Origin of the sequence: Nocardia sp. CS682 (assembly GCF_004634405.1) — a bacterium.
In the GTDB taxonomy this organism is placed as follows: domain Bacteria; phylum Actinomycetota; class Actinomycetes; order Mycobacteriales; family Mycobacteriaceae; genus Nocardia; species Nocardia ninae.
The window spans coordinates 5,178,791-5,194,059 of the sequence record NZ_CP029710.1; the positions used below are offsets into that span (position 1 = coordinate 5,178,791).

Consider the following 15,269-nt stretch of genomic DNA (forward strand, 5'->3'; position numbering starts at 1 on the left):
AGAAGGAGCCGCGCGTGCCGGAAACCATGAGTCCGGAGGCGATAGTCGCCGAGGCCGAACAGATCAAGGCGGCCGGTGATTGCGCGCCCCGCCTCGGGCGGGATCCGGTGAACCAGCCGATGATCAACAACTGGGTCGAGGCGCTGGGCGACACCAATCCCATCTACGTCGACGAGGCGGCCGCCAAGGCGGCGGGGCACCCGGGCATCGTCGCCCCGCCCGCCATGGCTCAGGTGTGGACCATGTTCGGGCTCAACGGCTTCCGGCCGTCCGACGATCCGCTGGGCAAGGCGACCGAGCTGCTCGATGCGGCGGGGTACACCTCGGTCGTCGCCACCGATTGCCAGCAGACCTATCACCGGTATCTGAATGTCGGCGAGCAGGTGTCGGTGACCAGCAGGTTGTCCGAGATTCGCGGTCCGAAGCGGACGGCGCTGGGGGAGGGCTGGTTCGTCACCTTCCAGACCAGCTGGCACGTCGGCGACGAACTGGTCGCCGAAATGCTGTTCCGATTGCTGAAATTCGCGCCCGGCACCGGTGCCGCGCCGAAAGCTCCTGCGGGAGAACGGGTCAAGCCGTTGGTCTCCTGGGATACCGAATTCTTCTGGGAGGGCGCCAAAGCGGGCGAGCTGCGCATCCAAAAGCTGCCCGACGGTTCGCTGCGCCATCCGCCGATCCCGGCCCTGTGGAAGGACAAGTCGGAGCAGACCGACTACGTCGTCGCCGCGGGGCGCGGCACCGTATTCAGCTATGTCGTGCACCACGCGCCGAAAGTGCCGGGGCGGCAACTGCCCTTCGTCGTCGCGCTGGTCGAATTGGAGGAAGGGGTGCGGATGCTCGGCGAACTACGCGGCATCGAACCCGCCGAGGTGCAGGTAGGTCTGCCCGTCCAGGTGGCGTTCGAGAAGCTCGATGACGAAGCGACGCTGCCGTACTGGCAGGTGATGGCATGACTGCGACCGTCGAGCCGACGTCGGTGCAGGTCGGTACCGTGCTGCCCGAGCTGGTGATCACCGCCGATCCGACCTTCGTGATCAGTACCGCGTTGGCCACCAGGGACTTTCAAGATGTGCACCACGACAGGGACAAGGCGGTGGCCCGCGGTTCCAAAGACATCTTCGTCAATATCCTCACCGACACCGGGCTGGTGCAGCGTTTCGTCACCGACTGGGCCGGGCCGCGCGCGGTGGTGAAGTCGATCGCGCTGCGCCTCGGGGTGCCGCTGTACGCCGGGGACACCCTGACGTTGACCGGCACCGTGGCCGCCATCGACGGCGACGACATCCACATCGACGTGGTCGGCAAGGACAGCCTCGGCGACCACATCACGGCGAAAGCCGTTATCGCTTACCGGAGTTCGCATGAGTGAGAGAGCCCACCCGTCCCTCGGCCACCACCCCTCAGCGAATCGCTCCGCGATGCCGAGTATCTCGGGCCGGGCGGCCATCGTCGGCATCGGCGCGACGGACTTCTCCAAGGATTCCGGCCGCAGCGAACTGCGCCTGGCCGCCGAGGCGGTCACCGCTGCGCTGGCCGACGCGGGTTTGACGCCGGCCGACGTCGACGGCCTGACCACCTTCACCATGGACACCAATACCCAGGCCGCCGTGGCCCGCGCCGTGGGTATTCCGCAGCTGAAGTTCTTCAGCCACATCGGTTACGGCGGCGGCGCGGCCTGCGCCACCATCCAGCAGGCCGCGATGGCGGTGGCCACCGGCGTCGCCGATGTGGTGGTGGCCTACCGCGCCTTCAACGAGCGCTCGGTGTCCCGATTCGGCCAGTTCTCCACGGCTTTGGCGTCCGCGCCCACCTCGTCGGGGATCGACGCGGGCTGGTCCTACCCGCAGGGTCTGGGTACCCCGGCCGCGCAGGTTGCCATGGTGGCCAGGCGCTACATGCACGTATACGGCGCCACCAGTGCGGATTTCGGCGCGGTAGCGGTGGCCGACCGCAAGCACGCGGCGGTGAACCCGGACGCTTTTTTCTACGGCAAGCCGATCACGCTGGAGGATCACCAGAATTCGCGGTGGATCGCCGAACCGCTGCACCTGCTCGACTGCTGCCAGGAGTCCGACGGCGGTGTCGCCATCGTGGTCACCAGTGCCGAACGGGCGCGGGACCTACCGCAGCGTCCGGCGGTGATTACCGCCGCCGCACAGGGGTCCGGCGCCGACCAGTACGTGATGACCAGCTACTACCGCGACGCGATGTCCGGCCTGCCGGAGATGGGCCTGGTCGGCGACCAGCTCTGGGCGCAGAGTGGTTTGCGGCCCGAGGATATGCAGGCCGCCATCCTCTACGACCACTTCACTCCGTTCGTCCTCATGCAGCTGGAGGAGCTCGGCTTCTGTGGTCGTGGCGAGGCCAAGGACTTCATCGCAGACGGTGCCATCGAGGTCGGTGGCAGGCTCCCGCTGAACACCCACGGCGGGCAGCTCGGCGAGGCGTACATCCACGGCATGAACGGCATCGCCGAGGCGGTCCGCCAGATTCGCGGCACCTCGGTGAACCCGGTGGACGGCCTGGAGAACATCGTGGTCACGGCGGGTACCGGCGTACCGACCTCGGGCTTGGTGCTCAGCGCCAACTGAACCGGTGGGCTAACGCGGCGGTGTGCCCGGCTGATCGTGCGTCGCGCAGTGGATGCCACCGCCGCCCGCGGCGATCTCATCGATCGGCACCGGGACCACGTCGCGGCCGGGCAGGTGGTCCCGCAGGATGCCCTGCGCGCGGTCATCGGCCTGCCGGTCGCCGAACTCCGGCACGATCACCGCGCCGTTGGCGATGTAGAAGTTCGCGTAGCTGGACACGAACTGGTCGCCGTAGCCGGTGATCCGATCGGGGTCGGGCTGCGGCAGGTCGACGACCTCCAGCTTGCGACCGCGCGCGTCGGTGGCCTCGGCGAGCACCCGGCGGGCCTGCTCGCTCGACCGCGACCACGAGTCGGCGGGCGATCCGGGAAACGCGGTGTCCAGCAAGACGACTCCGGGCGCGACATAGCGGGCCAGGCAGTCGATGTGGGCATCGGTGATGTCCTCGCCGCGCACGCCCGCGCACCAGATCACCTTCTCGACGCCGAGGGTCTGCCGCAGTTCGGCTTCGAGCTGGTCGCGGCTCTTGCCGGGATTGCGGTTGTCGTTGACGATCGAGCTCTCGGTGACCAGCAGGGTGCCCTGGCCGTCGGTCTCCAGGGCGCCGCCCTCGGCCACGAAAGGGGCTTGGTAACGGGGAATGCCGTAGCGCGACAGCAGTTTCCGGCCTAGTGGACCGTCATTGTCGTGCGGTTGCTTGTTGCCCCAACCGCTGAAGTTCAGGTCGACGCCGACGACCTTGCCGTGCTGTTCCACGAAGACGGGGATGGTGTCCCGGGCCCAAAGGTCGTCCACCGCAAGCGAAATCACCTCGACACCGCTGCCGCACGCCCGCTGCGCCGCGTCGCGCTGACTGTCCCGTGCGAGCAGCACCACCTGCTCGTACTCGGCGATCGCCCGGGCCAGCCCGGCGATGTCCTTACGCACGTCGTCGAGGTACGGCCCCCAGACCGCATCCTGCGCGGGCCACGCCATGTAGGTACGCGCATGGCTCTCCCACTCGGCGCCGAACCGGCCGCCGGGCCCCGTTTGCCCGGGTCGGGACGGGTCGGCTGACCCGCATGCCGAGACGCCCGCGGCGAGCAGGCCGGCGAGGACGCTGAAGGCGGATCGGCGGGACAAGTGGGTCTCCATCACGGGCTCCGGGAGTCGATGATTCTGCTGAATGATCCTGACTGAAATTTCAGTCAGGATTTCACGGTACCATTGACCGCATGTCTCGTCGTGATTCGATCCTGGAGTCGGCCGCCCGCGTGGTCGCCCAGCGCGGTGTCCGTGGTCTGCGGGTGGAGGAGCTGGCCGAGGCGGCCGGTGTGTCCACCTCGCTGATCTACTACCACTTCAAGGACCGCGCCGGCCTGCTCGAGCAGACGCTGGACTTCATCAGCACCCGGGCCGAGCGCTACACCGAAACCGAGATCGACCCCGCCGTCGACCCGGTCGCCCACCTCGAGCAACTGCTGCTGCTCGAACTCCAGGACACCCCGCTGGTCATCGAGAACAGCATCGCGTGGGGCGAGTTCTGCGCGTCCGCGATCTTCCAGCCGGAGCTGCGCGAACAACTTCGCGAGGCCACCGTCCGCTGGACCGACTATTTGAGTTGGCTCATCCGCGGTGCCCAGGAGCAGGGCACCGTGCCCGCCGATGTCGCACCCGCCGACGCCGCCGAACGCCTCACCGCGCTCATCGAAGGCGTGAGCATGCGTTGGCTCAGCGGCACGCTCGAACTAGCGCGTGCCCGCGAATTGGTCAGCGGCGCAGTCGCTCGCGAGCTCGGCACGGGAGCGGCCGCATGACCGCCCGGCACCTGGTCGATGTGCACATCCTGCTCATCCGCGACGGCCGACTGCTGCTCAGCAAGCGCCGCAGCGACGACGAATTCGACGGCCGCTGGCACCTGCCCGCGGGCAAACTGGAAGCGGGCGAATCCGCCACCGCCGCCGCGACCCGCGAGGCGAACGAAGAAACCGGCGTGCACATCGACCCCGCCGACCTGCGCCACATCCACACCGCTCACGTAGTCGGCTCCGGCCGCGACCCCCGCCTCGGCCTCTTCTTCGAAACCCAGCACTGGACCGGCACCCCCACCAACCGCGAACCCGACAAATCCCACGAACTCCGCTGGTTCCCCCTCGACGCCCTCCCCACCGACATCATCCCCTACTCCGCCGCAGGCATCCGAGCCCACTTCACCGGCGCCCCCTACAGCGAACGCGGTTGGCCTGCCTGAGGACTGACGCCGCGGAGGAAGCTCCCCAGCAGGGTGCTGAGCTGGCGGACGCTGTCGGGGGTGCCCGGCGCGAGATCGGCCCGGCCGCCCGCGAATCGATCGAAGACCGCGCCTTCGAGGAGGGCGACGAAGTCGGCGGCTGTGGTCGCGGGGTCGGCGCAGTCCATGGCGTGGAACAAGTCTCGGGCGCGTTCGGTGGAGAAAAGGCTGCGGGCCAGGCGGGCGTGCAGGTCGGGGTCCGACAACAATTCGAGGATCAGGGTGTGCCGAGCGATCAGGTGACTGCGGCGTTCACTGAGTAGGCGATCCAACCAGCTGGCGATTCCGCGCGCGGTGCCCTCGGGATCCGCGGGTCCGGGCGGGCCGAGCTGGGCCGCGATGAAGTCCGCGCGGGAGCGGTCGGTGATCCGGTCCACGATGGCCTCGATGAGGGCGCGTTTCGTGCGGAAGTAGTACGAGGCAGAACCTGCGGGTAGACCGAGCGCGGCATCGATGCCGCGGTGGGTCAGTGATCGGATCCCCTGGGTGGCAATCAGTTCGATGGCGGCATCGACGATGAGTTCGCGCCGGTCGGTTGTGGACATGCTCACCTTTCCTGGCTCGGCCTGACCTTGTCCTCTACAAATGTAGAGGACAAGGAGGTCTCATGGACAGCGACGCGGCATCGAAGGTCGTCCTGGACGCGGAGCAGGTGCGGGCAGTGGGGCGGTTGGGGGAGTTGGTGGATCGGCGGGGGCGGCCGGTCAAGGGGCGGCGGGGGGTTTATCTGTGGGGGCGGCCGGGGCGGGGGAAGACGATGGTGATGGATCGGTTCTTCGCCGGGGTGGGGTCGGATCGTAAGCGGCGCTTTCACTTTCATCAGTTCTTTGTCCGGTTGCACGAAGCCGCGCATGCGACCGGTTCGATCGACGCGGCTGTCGCGGCGTTGCTCGGTGATGCTCGGCTGGTCTGCTTCGACGAATTCCATGTGCACGACATCGGCGATGCGATGCTGATCGCGCGAATGCTCGACGCATTGTTCGCGCGCCGGGTGACGCTGGTGGTGACGTCGAATTATCCACCGGAGCAGCTACTGCCGAATCCGCTGTTTCACGATAGGTTCCTGCCGACGATCGCCCGTATCGCCGCCAACCTGGCGGTCGTCTCGGTGGACGGTCCGGTGGACTATCGCACTCGGGCAGACCGAACAATCACCCGCAGTACGGGTTTCGCCGCCGGTGCATACCGAATTGTTTCCACGGAACTGCCGCACGACACCCCACCGCTACCGGTCGAACATCCGAGCAGCGAAAAATTGACTGCCGACTCGGTATCGGTGCAAATCGGCACCCGTCGGCTGACCGCCCTATCCGCCGACGACACCACACTCACCATCGAATTCGCCGCACTCTGCGGCACATCCACCGCCGCCGCCGACTATGTCGAACTTTCCCGACGCTTCCGGCGCTGGATCATCTGCGACGTCCCGCCGTTACGCGATGTGCCACCGGACTGGGCGATGCGTTTCGTCAACGTGGTCGATGTGCTCTACGACGCCGATCGCGAACTCACCGTGCGCGCCCGGGTCCCGTTGGCGGACTTGGTCGACGGCGTCCGCGGCGTCCTCGATATTGCGCGACTCGCCAGCCGCCTTTGTGAACTATCCCAATTGGTACCGTCGCGCATCGGATAGTTGTGCAACAAGTCGGCGACCTGCACCGAAGCGGCACCGCACGCTGTTAAAGAGGATGTATTCCGAAGTATTCGATTCCCTCCCGAGCGGACCATCCGGCATGTAACTATGTGGCTGTTTTGTGCAGTACTCAGATTTGGTGGTAATCAGTGGCTGGGGCGCGAGCGCCGATATTGCGCGTGATCGTGCTGATCACGCTGCTCGCCGCTGCCGCGATCGCGTTGCGCGGCTACCTGCCCGGCGTGACCGAATCGCGAGGGGACAGCCGCCCGGCGCCGTCGGCGCTGTCGGTGGCGCTCATGCCGGTGCTGCTCATGGTGTCCATGGTCATCCTCATCGCGGGCGTGATCGCCAGCCAGCACCGCCTCCCGCTGGCCATGCCCGAACCCGACCGCGACACCGACCGGCAGCAGTGGCGCCTCGGCCGCGTCGGCCTGCTGGTGCTGGCCGGGCTCGCGGTGCTCGCCCTGGTGCTGGCGGCCGCCTCGGCGGTGTTCTTCGTCGGTGTCGGACGCGAAAGTGCGCCTCCGCCACCGGCATCTGCGCCCGCCACCGGCCAGCCGGTCGACGACTTCGCCACCGCGACGCCTGATCCCGGCACCACCCCGGCCGAATTGACCGGCACCGCCTTACTGTTGACCGCCATCGCCGCGCTCGCGCTGATCGCGGTGGCCATCGCCGGCCTCGTCGTGGTCGCGGTGGCCGCCCGCCGCAAGCCTGCACCGGCGCAGGCGCCGCTGGTCCCGGTCCCACCGACCGCGGTGGACTCACTCGCCAGGGCGGCCGAAATGGGTTTGGCGGCAATGAATGTGCCCGGTCAGGACCCGCGCACCGCGATCATCGCCTGCTATGTCGCGATGGAACGCGGACTCGCCTTCGATCGCGCTGCCGCACCGCTGATTTCGGACACCCCGATGGAGGTGCTCGCGCGCGCCTTCGAACGCGGCGCGCTGCACGACGCGTCCGCCAGGGAGCTGGTCGCGCTGTTCGAGGAGGCCAGGTTCAGCCCGCACGCGATGCTCGCGTGGCAGCGGATGCGGGCCGAGCAGCTGCTGCGGATCGTCCTGGCGGACCTGCAGGGAGAGGCGGCGGCTTGAACCGAACGGCCATCGTCCTCGGCGCCGCGACCGTCGTCGCGCTGATCGAGCTCGTCACCCTCGACCGGGCGCGCGGGGTGCTGTTGCTCGTCGCGGCGGTCCCGGTGGCGGTGGCCCTGGCCTGGCTGGTCTGGTCGCTGCGCGACCGCGCCGAACCGAGGGCCTACCAGGATATCGACGAGATCGAGAACGGCCCCGCCGAGATGCTGCGCCGCTGGCACGCCAGGGCGCAGATGCTCGCCGACCGCGCCGAGGGCACCCGCGCCGACTGGGACCGGCACCTGCGCCCCTTGCTGGCCAAGGAGTTCGAGCTGTCCAGCGGGCAGCGGGTCGCGAAGAACCGCAAGGCGACCGAGGCCGCCGGTATTCATCTGTTCGGGCCGGAACTGTGGCGCTGGGTGGACCCGGCCAACTCGGCATTGCGTGATCAGACCACTAGGGCACCGGGACGGGCGGCGCTGGACGAAATCCTGAGCCGCCTGCAGAGAATGTGAAATGGGTTGAGGCAAGTGCGGGTACATACATGACGATGCCGATGGATGTCACGGTCCAGCGCAGCGACGCCGTGCTCAGGGAGCTATCCCGGGTGATCGTCGGCAAGCAGGAAGAGATGCGATTGATCATGATCGCGGTGCTGGCCGGCGGACACGTGCTGATCGAGGATCTCCCCGGCCTGGGTAAGACGTTGATCGCCCGATCGTTCGCCGCGGCGCTTGGCTTGCAGTTCACCCGCGTGCAGTTCACGCCCGACCTGCTACCCGCCGATCTACTCGGGTCCACCATCTACGACATGTCCTCGGGCCGCTTCACTTTCCGTCGCGGCCCGGTCTTCACCAATGTGCTGCTCGCCGACGAGATCAATCGGACACCGCCGAAAACGCAGGCCGCGCTGCTGGAGTCGATGGCCGAGGGCCAGGTCAGCATCGACGGCGAAACCTTCCAGCTGCCACAGCCTTTCATCGTGCTCGCGACCGACAACCCGATCGAGTACGAGGGCACCTACCCGCTGCCGGAGGCGCAGCTGGACCGGTTCGCGATCCAGCTCAGGCTCGGCTACCTGTCCGAACACGACGAGAAGCAGATGATCCGGCGCAGGCTGGAGCGCGGTTCGACGACCCCGCAGGTCAACCAGGTGGTGGACGCGAACGGACTGCTGGAGATGCGCCAATCGGTCGAGTACGTCACGGTGCATCCGGATGTCGTGAGCTACGTGGTCGCGCTCGCCTCGGCCACCCGGGCGCACCCGCAGGTGGAGGTCGGCGCGAGTCCGCGCGCGGAGCTGGACCTGGTGCAGATGTCGCGGGCCAGGGCGCTGCTGCTCGGGCGCGACTACGTGATTCCGGAAGACGTGAAGGCCCTGGCGATTCCGGCCATGGCGCACCGGATCACGCTGCGCCCGGAGATGTGGGTGCGCCGGATCCGCGGTGAGGACGTGATCACCGAACTGCTGCGCCGCCTGCCCGTGCCGCGCGCCACCGTGACATGAATGAACGCGGCGAGCGAATCGGGTGCCGGCGGGCCGTGTCCATGACGGAGCCGAGCACCGGCGAGGCGAAATCATGAGACACCGCGACGCGAGCACCGCGGTCGAGGCCGAACTGCGGTGGCGCCCTGCTCCGTTGGTCTTCATGCTGGCGATCTGCGCCGGGGTGGCGCTGGTGGTCGCGATCGTGCTCGGGCGGTGGCAGCTGGTGGTCTTCGCCGCACCACTGCTCGGCGTGCTGGCGACCGCGCGGTGGCAGCAGTCCGCGACCAAGATCCAGGTCGACGGCGGCGGCACGCTGCGGTGTTTCGAGTCCGAAGAGGTGGTGCTGACCGTCGCCGCCTTCGTCGAGCAGGGGCACGCGCTGCTGCGGTTGACGCCGGAACCGGTTGCGGCACTGGCTATCGAGGTCGAGGAGGCCAACGATTCCGGCAGCGCACCCGCCGGTCTGCGGCTGGCCTTGTCCGCGGATCGGTGGGGTCGCTACCCGGTGTCGGTGCGGGTTTCCGCGCTCAGTCCGGCGGGGCTCGCCGTCGCCACCGCGGTACTGCCCGCCGGGCAACTGTTCGTCTACCCGATCACCGATCCACAGCGAATGCGGTTGCCGCGCACCGAACTACCCGAACGGCTCGGCACCCATCTGACCCGTAGACACGGCCCCGGCGTCGAATACGCCGACATCCGCGCCTACGCGCCGGGCGATCAGCTGCGCATCGTGAACTGGCCGGTGAGTGCGCGCCGCGGCAGGCTCTACGTCACCGAGCGGCTGACCAACCGTTCCGCGGACGTCGTTGTGCTGGTGGATACCTCGCAGCAGGCGCCGGGGCCCGCCACCGACTCCCTGGAACTGTCCGTGCGCGGCGCGGCGCAGGTGGTGCAGTCCACCCTGCAAGCAGGCGACCGCACCGCCGTCGTCTGCCTCGGGCAGCAGCCGCGCTGGCTGCGCCCGGATATCGGCCGCCGTCAGTTCTATCGGATCGTCGACACGGTGCTCGACGTCGGCGACGAGTACATCCCGACCACCGGGACCCTGGCGCCGCACTCGGCGGTCCCGCTCGGCGCCATCGTGGTCGCCTTCTCCACGCTGCTGGACACTCAGTTCGCGCTCGCGCTGATCGATCTGCGCAAGCGCGGACACGTCGTGGTGGTGGTGGATGTTCTGCGCGGCACGCCGTTCCGCGACGATCTCGATCCGACGCTGGCCAAGATGTGGCAGCTGGAGCGTGCCTCGATGTATCGCGACATGGGCACCGTCGGCGTCGACATCGTGGCCTGGCCCGCGGAAACCCGGCTCGACCAGATCATGCGCGTGCTGCCCGAACACCGCCGCACCGTCCGGGTGCGCCGATGACCCGATTCCTGGCCGTCCTCTCGGGCGTACTCCTGGTGACCTCGGTCGCGCTGCTGGAACCGTGGGCCGCCGTCCCCGCGCTGGTCGTGGTCGCCCTCGGCTGGTGGTTCCGCCCGTGCGCGGTGCTCGCCGTCCTACTGGCCGTCGGGGTGCTCGCCGTCGCGAATCCCGGCGTACTCGCCGCCGCGGCAATGGGTTTGGTCGCCACCACCTACCTGCTGAACGCCGCCACCGTCACCGCGCCGCACGGCGTCGTACCCACCACCGTCCCCTCGGTGGCGGGTGCGGTCGGCTTCGCCGCCGTGGCCGTCGGGGCCGCGCTGCTCCCGCTGCGCCTGGCCTGGGCGCCGCTCGCCGCCCCGATTCTGGTGCTGGTGTTGTACGCGTTGATAGTCCAGGGCGCCGCCGTCCGTCGGGGCCGCACCGGGCCCGGCCCGTCGGGTGCCACACAAACGCAGCCGAACACCCCCGGATCTGCCGCATAGCGAACCACCTGCGGCAGACCGAAGGAGCGTCAGGCGGCGCTGAACCGTAGGGTGACGTCGCCGAGCACCGGAGCGTCCGCGCGTTCGACCACCGTTGCGGCGATGGTCAATTCGTCGTCCTGCCGCCAGATCCGGGTCCGGATCGTCTCGCCCGGGTAGAGCACACCGGCGAAGCGAGCACGGAAACCGGTGACCCGGCTCGCATCCGAGCCGAGCACCGTGTCGGTAGCCGTCTTGCAGACGATGCCGTACGTGCACAGCCCGTGCAGGATGGGTGCGGGAAACCCGGCGGCGCGGGCGAATTCGGGATCCGAGTGCAGCGGATTGCGGTCGCCGCACATGCGGTAGAGCAGCGCCTGCTGCGGCAGGGTCGGCGTGGTCACGTCGAAATCCGGGGCCCGATCCGGCAGTTCGGTTTTGGTGCTCGGTCCGCGCTCACCGCCGAAGCCGCCCTCGCCACGGGCGAAGATCGAGGAACGCGCGGTCCACAGCGGTGCGCCGTCGGAACCGGTGACGGTCTGCTCCTGGACCACCACCGCCGCGGAGCCCTTGTCCCACAGCTCGCTGATCCGGCCGGTGCTCGTGGCCTTACCCGCGGCGGGAATCGGGCGGTGCACCTCGACCTCCTGATGGCCGTGCACCACCTTCGCCAGGTCGATGTCGATGCCGGGGAAGCTGACTCGCGGCGGCTCGGTCTCGTGCAGGGTCGGCGCCACGGTCGCGAACGTCGGTAGCACCTGGGGTATGCGGTCGTCGAGGTACCGCAGCTCGGCGGGCTCGGTCCAGCGCGTGCCCGCACCGAGTCCCAGCTGGTACAGCTGGACGTCGGAGGGCGTCCAGGAGAACTCGCGGCTCGGAAGTTCGGCCCAGAGTGCGATTTTCGGATCGATCGGCATCAGGACTCCTTGCTCGGCAGCGGGCGGGTCGGCTGCGCGGCCTTCTTCTCGACGATATCGAGCACGGCCAGGTATCCGAAGGTGAGCGCGGGTCCGATGGTGGCGCCGGGGCCCGCGTAGGTGTGACCCATCACCGGGGTAGAGCAGTTGCCCGAGGCGTACAGGCCCTCGATCGGGCTGCCGTCCTCGCGCAGCACCCGGCCCGCCGTGTCGGCGACCAGACCGCCCTTGGTGCCGAGATCGCCGGGCACGATCTTCGCGGCATAGAACGGGCCTTGCACCAGCGCGGCCAGGCACGGGTTCGGCTTCACCGTCGGATCGCCGTAGTACCGGTCGTAATGGCTGTCGCCGCGGCCGAAGTCCGCGTCCTTGCCGGTCTCGGCGAAGGTGTTGAACCTGGCGACGGTGGCGGCGAGGTTGGCCGCCGGGACGCCGATCTTGTCGGCCAGCTCGTCCAGGGTGTCGGTCTGCACGATGTTGTCGTTCTCCATCCAGCGCTTGGGAAAGCGCTGGCCCGGCTGCAATCCGGCGAAGATGTAGCGGTTGCGGTAGCGCTGGTCGAAGACCAGCCAGGCCGGAATGTTGGCGCCCGGTCCCTCGCCCTGGCCGTACTCGCCGCCGTACATGGTGTGCACGGCCTCGACGTAGGGCGCGGACTCGTTGCCGAACCGCTTGCCCTCGGCGTTGACCATGATGGTGCCCGGCAGGTTGCGCTCGGCCAGCGCGAACCACGGCCGCCCGCCCTTGAACACCGTCGGTCCCCACCAGGCGTCCTCCATGAAGCCGACGTCGCCGCCCGCTGCCATGCCCGCCAAGATGCCGTCGCCGGTATTGGCGGCCGCGCCGGTGGTCCACTCGGTGGTGATGGGCTGGCGCTGGTACTTGGTGCGCAGCTCGGCGTTGTGCTCGAAACCGCCGCTGCCAAGCACCACGCCGTAGCGTGCCGTGAAGGTGACCTGCTCGCCCTCGTGCTCCGCCTCGACCCCGGTGACCACGCCGTTCTGCACCACCAGGCCGGTCAGCGCAGTGTTCAGCAGGACCGGCACATTCGCGTCGAGCAGCCCCTTGCGCATCGCGGCGATGATCGCCTGGCCCATGCCGAGGATGTGTTTGCCGGTGAGCTTGGCCCAGTAGGTGCGCGCCCCGACCCGCAGCGCGCGCATGATGCCCTTCGGGTGCCTGCGGATCAGGTTGAGCCGGACGAAATCGGCCTGCATGACCACCACGTTCAGCGGCGCCTTGGCGTACGGCGGCTCCAGGTTGGCCAGCTCCGCGCCGAGCACCTTGGCGTTGAACGGGGTGGGCTCGCAGGAACGGCCCGCGCCGAGACCGCCGGGCGCCTCGGGGTAGTAGTCGGAGTAGCCCGGCACCCATTTCATCTTCAGCGGGGTGTGGTCGAGCACGAAGTCGAAGGCTTCCGCACCCCGGTCGATGTAGGTATCGATCCGGTCCTTGGGCACCACGTCGCCGATGATGCTGTGCAGGTAGGTGCGCGCTGCCTCGCGGTCGTCCGGTCGGCCGGAGGCGCGCAGCGCCTTGTTGCCGGGGATCCAGACACCACCGCCGGAGCGGGCGGTGGACCCGCCGTAGTGCGCGGCCTTCTCGATGAGCACCACGCTGAGCCCGTGATGGGCGGCGGTGAGGGCGGCGGTCATGCCCGCAGCGCCGCTGCCGACCACCACCACATCGTATTCCCGATCAATCATGTAGAACACGTTATAGAATGATGCGGCCATTGGTCTATGTTGTGTGGCAGAAGACTTACTCGGCTTCTCATCTACCGAGAAACTCGTTTCAGTTTCAGACCGGAGTGAACTACATGGGGTTCGATTGGGACCTGGTCGCCGACGTGGTCGTTGTCGGTTTCGGCGCGGCCGGTGCCGCCGCCGCGCTGGAAGCGGCGGCCGACGGCGCGCAGGTGCTCGCGTTGGAGCGGTTCGCCGGTGGCGGGGCATCGGCGCTGTCTGGCGGCATCATCTACGCCGGTGGCGGGACGTCGGTGCAGCAGGAGGCCGGCGTCGCGGATACGCCCGAGGCGATGCTCGCGTATCTGGAGCGCGAGGTCGGCGGCGCGGTGTCGCCCGCGACGCTGCGCCGTTTCGTGGACGGCAGCCCGGCGATGATCGAGTGGCTGAAGGGCCATGGCGTTCCGTTCGAGGCGTCGCTGTGCCCGTACAAGACGTCGTACCCGAACGACAGCTACTACCTGTACTACTCGGGCAGCGAGATCTCCGGTGCGTTCCGGGATATTCCGGCGGCGCAGCGAGGGCATCGGGTCAAGGGCAAGGGTACCTCCGGCAAGCAGCTGACCGGCCCGCTCGCGGCCGCAGCTTCCCGGCTCGGCGTATGGGTCGAAACGCTCACGCAGGCAACCGAACTCATCACCGACGAGACGGGCACGGTGATCGGTGTCGAGTGCCGGACGCTGCGCGACGCACCGGGCCGGGTCCGAGATAGATACACCCGCTTGGCGAAGGTCGCCGCCAAACCCGGCATCTACTATCCGCCGCTGCGCGCCGCGCTGGAGAAGCGCCTCGTTCGGCTGGATCGCCAGTACGGCAAGACAATTCGCGTACTATCCCGCCGCGGGGTGGTGTTGAGCGCCGGCGGCTTCATCGCCAACCGCGCGATGCTGCGCGAATACGCGCCGGACTATCGCGGCGGCCTCGCGCTCGGCACCACCGGCGACGACGGCAGCGGCATCCTGCTCGCGCAGCGGGCCGGTGCGGTCACCGACCGGATGGGCAATGTCTCCGCGTGGCGTTTCCTGTTGCCGCCCAGCGCGTTTACCGGCGCGGTGCTGGTCGACGCGGCGGGCCGCCGGGTCATCGACGAGACCAGGTACGGCGCGGCCGTCGGGCACGCGCTGATCACCGAGCACGGCGGCAAGGGCTGGCTGCTCGCCGACGACGAGCTGATGCGCACCGCGATCGACCAGATCGGCAAACAGGGCGCCTGGTTCCAGCGCGGCCAGTTCGAGGCGATGCGGCGCTCCGCGATTCGCGGCGCCACCCTCGAAGCCGTCGCGGCACGGGCCGGCATCGACGTGGCCGGGCTGCGGGCGACGGTGGACGCGCACAACGCCGCGATCGAGCACGGCACGCCGGACCCGGTCGGCAAGCCGGCCGAGTTCACCAGACTGCTGCATACCGGGCCGTTCTGGCTGTTGGATGTCGGCATCAGACCGAGCCTGGCCAACCCGTGCCCGATGCTCACCCTCGGCGGCGTGGTGGTGGACGAGGATACCGGCGCGGTGAAATCGACTGCTGGGAGCGACATTCCGGGGCTGTTCGCCGCAGGCAGGACGGCCGTCGGTATCTGCTCGGAGTCCTACGTCAGCGGGCTCTCGCTGTCGGACTGCATCTTCTCCGGCCGCCGGGCCGGTCGGGCCGCGGCGGGCACGGTGCCGGTGCTGTCCGAACAGCTCGGGGCGCTCGATCAAGCAAAAGTGGAAGGAAACTAGC

The 15,269-nt window shown here is 68.7% G+C and carries 16 protein-coding genes; 12 read left to right on the plus strand and 4 right to left on the minus strand.

The features are described 5' to 3' along the window. Positions 1-26: 26 nt before the first annotated feature. From DMB37_RS23370 to DMB37_RS23380, 3 genes are read left to right on the plus strand one after another with little or no spacing between them, the layout of a single operon-like run. Complete coding sequence (locus DMB37_RS23370; protein WP_135237782.1) at positions 27-953, plus strand: bifunctional MaoC family dehydratase N-terminal/OB-fold nucleic acid binding domain-containing protein; 927 nt, start codon at positions 27-29, stop codon at positions 951-953. After that, a complete protein-coding gene (locus tag DMB37_RS23375; protein WP_135234522.1) occupies positions 950-1,369 on the plus strand; it encodes a MaoC family dehydratase in 420 nt (139 codons plus the stop codon). The genes DMB37_RS23370 and DMB37_RS23375 overlap by 4 nt, the downstream gene beginning before the upstream one ends. A gap of 49 nt (positions 1,370-1,418) precedes the next feature. Then, positions 1,419-2,591: a lipid-transfer protein gene (locus DMB37_RS23380; RefSeq protein ID WP_135237783.1), complete on the plus strand. Its 1,173-nt coding sequence runs from the start codon at positions 1,419-1,421 to the stop codon at positions 2,589-2,591. A 9-nt stretch (positions 2,592-2,600) separates the two neighbouring features. Here DMB37_RS23380 and DMB37_RS23385 read toward each other — a convergent pair whose 3' ends face one another. Beyond that, on the minus strand, positions 2,601-3,725 hold the full coding sequence (locus DMB37_RS23385; protein WP_135234523.1) for an agmatine/peptidylarginine deiminase: 1,125 nt from the start codon (positions 3,723-3,725) through the stop codon (positions 2,601-2,603). A gap of 80 nt (positions 3,726-3,805) precedes the next feature. On the opposite strand from DMB37_RS23385, the gene DMB37_RS23390 reads away from it, so the two are divergent. Then, complete coding sequence (locus tag DMB37_RS23390; RefSeq protein WP_135234524.1) at positions 3,806-4,387, plus strand: TetR/AcrR family transcriptional regulator; 582 nt, start codon at positions 3,806-3,808, stop codon at positions 4,385-4,387. Beyond that, positions 4,384-4,821 carry an NUDIX domain-containing protein gene (locus DMB37_RS23395; protein WP_135234525.1) on the plus strand — a complete coding sequence of 146 codons (438 nt, stop codon included), beginning with the start codon at positions 4,384-4,386 and terminating at the stop codon, positions 4,819-4,821. The genes DMB37_RS23390 and DMB37_RS23395 overlap by 4 nt, the downstream gene beginning before the upstream one ends. Here DMB37_RS23395 and DMB37_RS23400 read toward each other — a convergent pair. Beyond that, positions 4,794-5,405: a TetR/AcrR family transcriptional regulator gene (locus tag DMB37_RS23400; protein ID WP_135234526.1), complete on the minus strand. Its 612-nt coding sequence runs from the start codon at positions 5,403-5,405 to the stop codon at positions 4,794-4,796. The genes DMB37_RS23395 and DMB37_RS23400 overlap by 28 nt on opposite strands. A 62-nt stretch (positions 5,406-5,467) precedes the next feature. Here DMB37_RS23400 and zapE point away from each other — a divergent pair, with 62 nt between their 5' ends. From zapE to DMB37_RS23430, 6 genes are all read left to right on the plus strand, one after another. Further along, the gene (zapE, locus tag DMB37_RS23405) at positions 5,468-6,493 is read left to right on the plus strand and encodes a cell division protein ZapE (RefSeq protein WP_135234527.1); all 1,026 of its coding nucleotides are present in this window, start codon (positions 5,468-5,470) and stop codon (positions 6,491-6,493) included. A gap of 149 nt (positions 6,494-6,642) precedes the next feature. Next, positions 6,643-7,590, plus strand: a complete 948-nt coding sequence (locus DMB37_RS23410; protein ID WP_206055006.1) for a DUF4129 domain-containing protein — start codon at positions 6,643-6,645, stop codon at positions 7,588-7,590. Beyond that, the gene (locus DMB37_RS23415) at positions 7,587-8,084 is read left to right on the plus strand and encodes a hypothetical protein (RefSeq protein ID WP_135234528.1); all 498 of its coding nucleotides are present in this window, start codon (positions 7,587-7,589) and stop codon (positions 8,082-8,084) included. The genes DMB37_RS23410 and DMB37_RS23415 overlap by 4 nt, the downstream gene beginning before the upstream one ends. A gap of 29 nt (positions 8,085-8,113) precedes the next feature. Then, complete coding sequence (locus DMB37_RS23420; RefSeq protein ID WP_135234529.1) at positions 8,114-9,076, plus strand: MoxR family ATPase; 963 nt, start codon at positions 8,114-8,116, stop codon at positions 9,074-9,076. A 73-nt stretch (positions 9,077-9,149) separates the two neighbouring features. Next, positions 9,150-10,424, plus strand: coding sequence for a DUF58 domain-containing protein (locus DMB37_RS23425; RefSeq protein WP_135234530.1), 1,275 nt, complete (start codon positions 9,150-9,152; stop codon positions 10,422-10,424). Beyond that, a complete protein-coding gene (locus tag DMB37_RS23430; RefSeq protein WP_135234531.1) occupies positions 10,421-10,909 on the plus strand; it encodes a hypothetical protein in 489 nt (162 codons plus the stop codon). The genes DMB37_RS23425 and DMB37_RS23430 overlap by 4 nt, the downstream gene beginning before the upstream one ends. 29 nt (positions 10,910-10,938) lie before the next feature. Here DMB37_RS23430 and DMB37_RS23435 read toward each other — a convergent pair whose 3' ends face one another. Both DMB37_RS23435 and kstD read right to left on the minus strand, forming a co-directional pair. Further along, positions 10,939-11,805 (minus strand): MaoC family dehydratase, encoded by an 867-nt coding sequence (locus tag DMB37_RS23435; RefSeq protein ID WP_135234532.1) that lies wholly within the window; start codon positions 11,803-11,805, stop codon positions 10,939-10,941. After that, positions 11,805-13,511, minus strand: coding sequence for a 3-oxosteroid 1-dehydrogenase (gene kstD, locus DMB37_RS23440; protein WP_135234533.1), 1,707 nt, complete (start codon positions 13,509-13,511; stop codon positions 11,805-11,807). Before kstD ends, DMB37_RS23435 begins: the two co-directional genes overlap by 1 nt. A gap of 113 nt (positions 13,512-13,624) precedes the next feature. On the opposite strand from kstD, the gene DMB37_RS23445 reads away from it, so the two are divergent. After that, positions 13,625-15,268 carry an FAD-binding protein gene (locus tag DMB37_RS23445; protein ID WP_240771632.1) on the plus strand — a complete coding sequence of 548 codons (1,644 nt, stop codon included), beginning with the start codon at positions 13,625-13,627 and terminating at the stop codon, positions 15,266-15,268. Position 15,269: the final 1 nt, after the last annotated feature.

Coding starts and splice junctions, on each gene's coding strand:
- DMB37_RS23400 (WP_135234526.1), bottom strand. CDS start 5,405: ATGTCCACAACCGACCGGCGCGAACTCATCGTCGATGCCGCCATCGAA.
- DMB37_RS23370 (WP_135237782.1), top strand. CDS start 27: ATGAGTCCGGAGGCGATAGTCGCCGAGGCCGAACAGATCAAGGCGGCC.
- DMB37_RS23420 (WP_135234529.1), top strand. CDS start 8,114: ATGACGATGCCGATGGATGTCACGGTCCAGCGCAGCGACGCCGTGCTC.
- DMB37_RS23445 (WP_240771632.1), top strand. CDS start 13,625: ATGGGGTTCGATTGGGACCTGGTCGCCGACGTGGTCGTTGTCGGTTTC.
- kstD (WP_135234533.1), bottom strand. CDS start 13,511: ATGATTGATCGGGAATACGATGTGGTGGTGGTCGGCAGCGGCGCTGCG.
- DMB37_RS23380 (WP_135237783.1), top strand. CDS start 1,419: ATGCCGAGTATCTCGGGCCGGGCGGCCATCGTCGGCATCGGCGCGACG.
- DMB37_RS23425 (WP_135234530.1), top strand. CDS start 9,150: ATGAGACACCGCGACGCGAGCACCGCGGTCGAGGCCGAACTGCGGTGG.
- DMB37_RS23385 (WP_135234523.1), bottom strand. CDS start 3,725: ATGGAGACCCACTTGTCCCGCCGATCCGCCTTCAGCGTCCTCGCCGGC.
- DMB37_RS23375 (WP_135234522.1), top strand. CDS start 950: ATGACTGCGACCGTCGAGCCGACGTCGGTGCAGGTCGGTACCGTGCTG.
- DMB37_RS23395 (WP_135234525.1), top strand. CDS start 4,384: ATGACCGCCCGGCACCTGGTCGATGTGCACATCCTGCTCATCCGCGAC.
- DMB37_RS23390 (WP_135234524.1), top strand. CDS start 3,806: ATGTCTCGTCGTGATTCGATCCTGGAGTCGGCCGCCCGCGTGGTCGCC.
- zapE (WP_135234527.1), top strand. CDS start 5,468: ATGGACAGCGACGCGGCATCGAAGGTCGTCCTGGACGCGGAGCAGGTG.
- DMB37_RS23430 (WP_135234531.1), top strand. CDS start 10,421: ATGACCCGATTCCTGGCCGTCCTCTCGGGCGTACTCCTGGTGACCTCG.
- DMB37_RS23435 (WP_135234532.1), bottom strand. CDS start 11,805: ATGCCGATCGATCCGAAAATCGCACTCTGGGCCGAACTTCCGAGCCGC.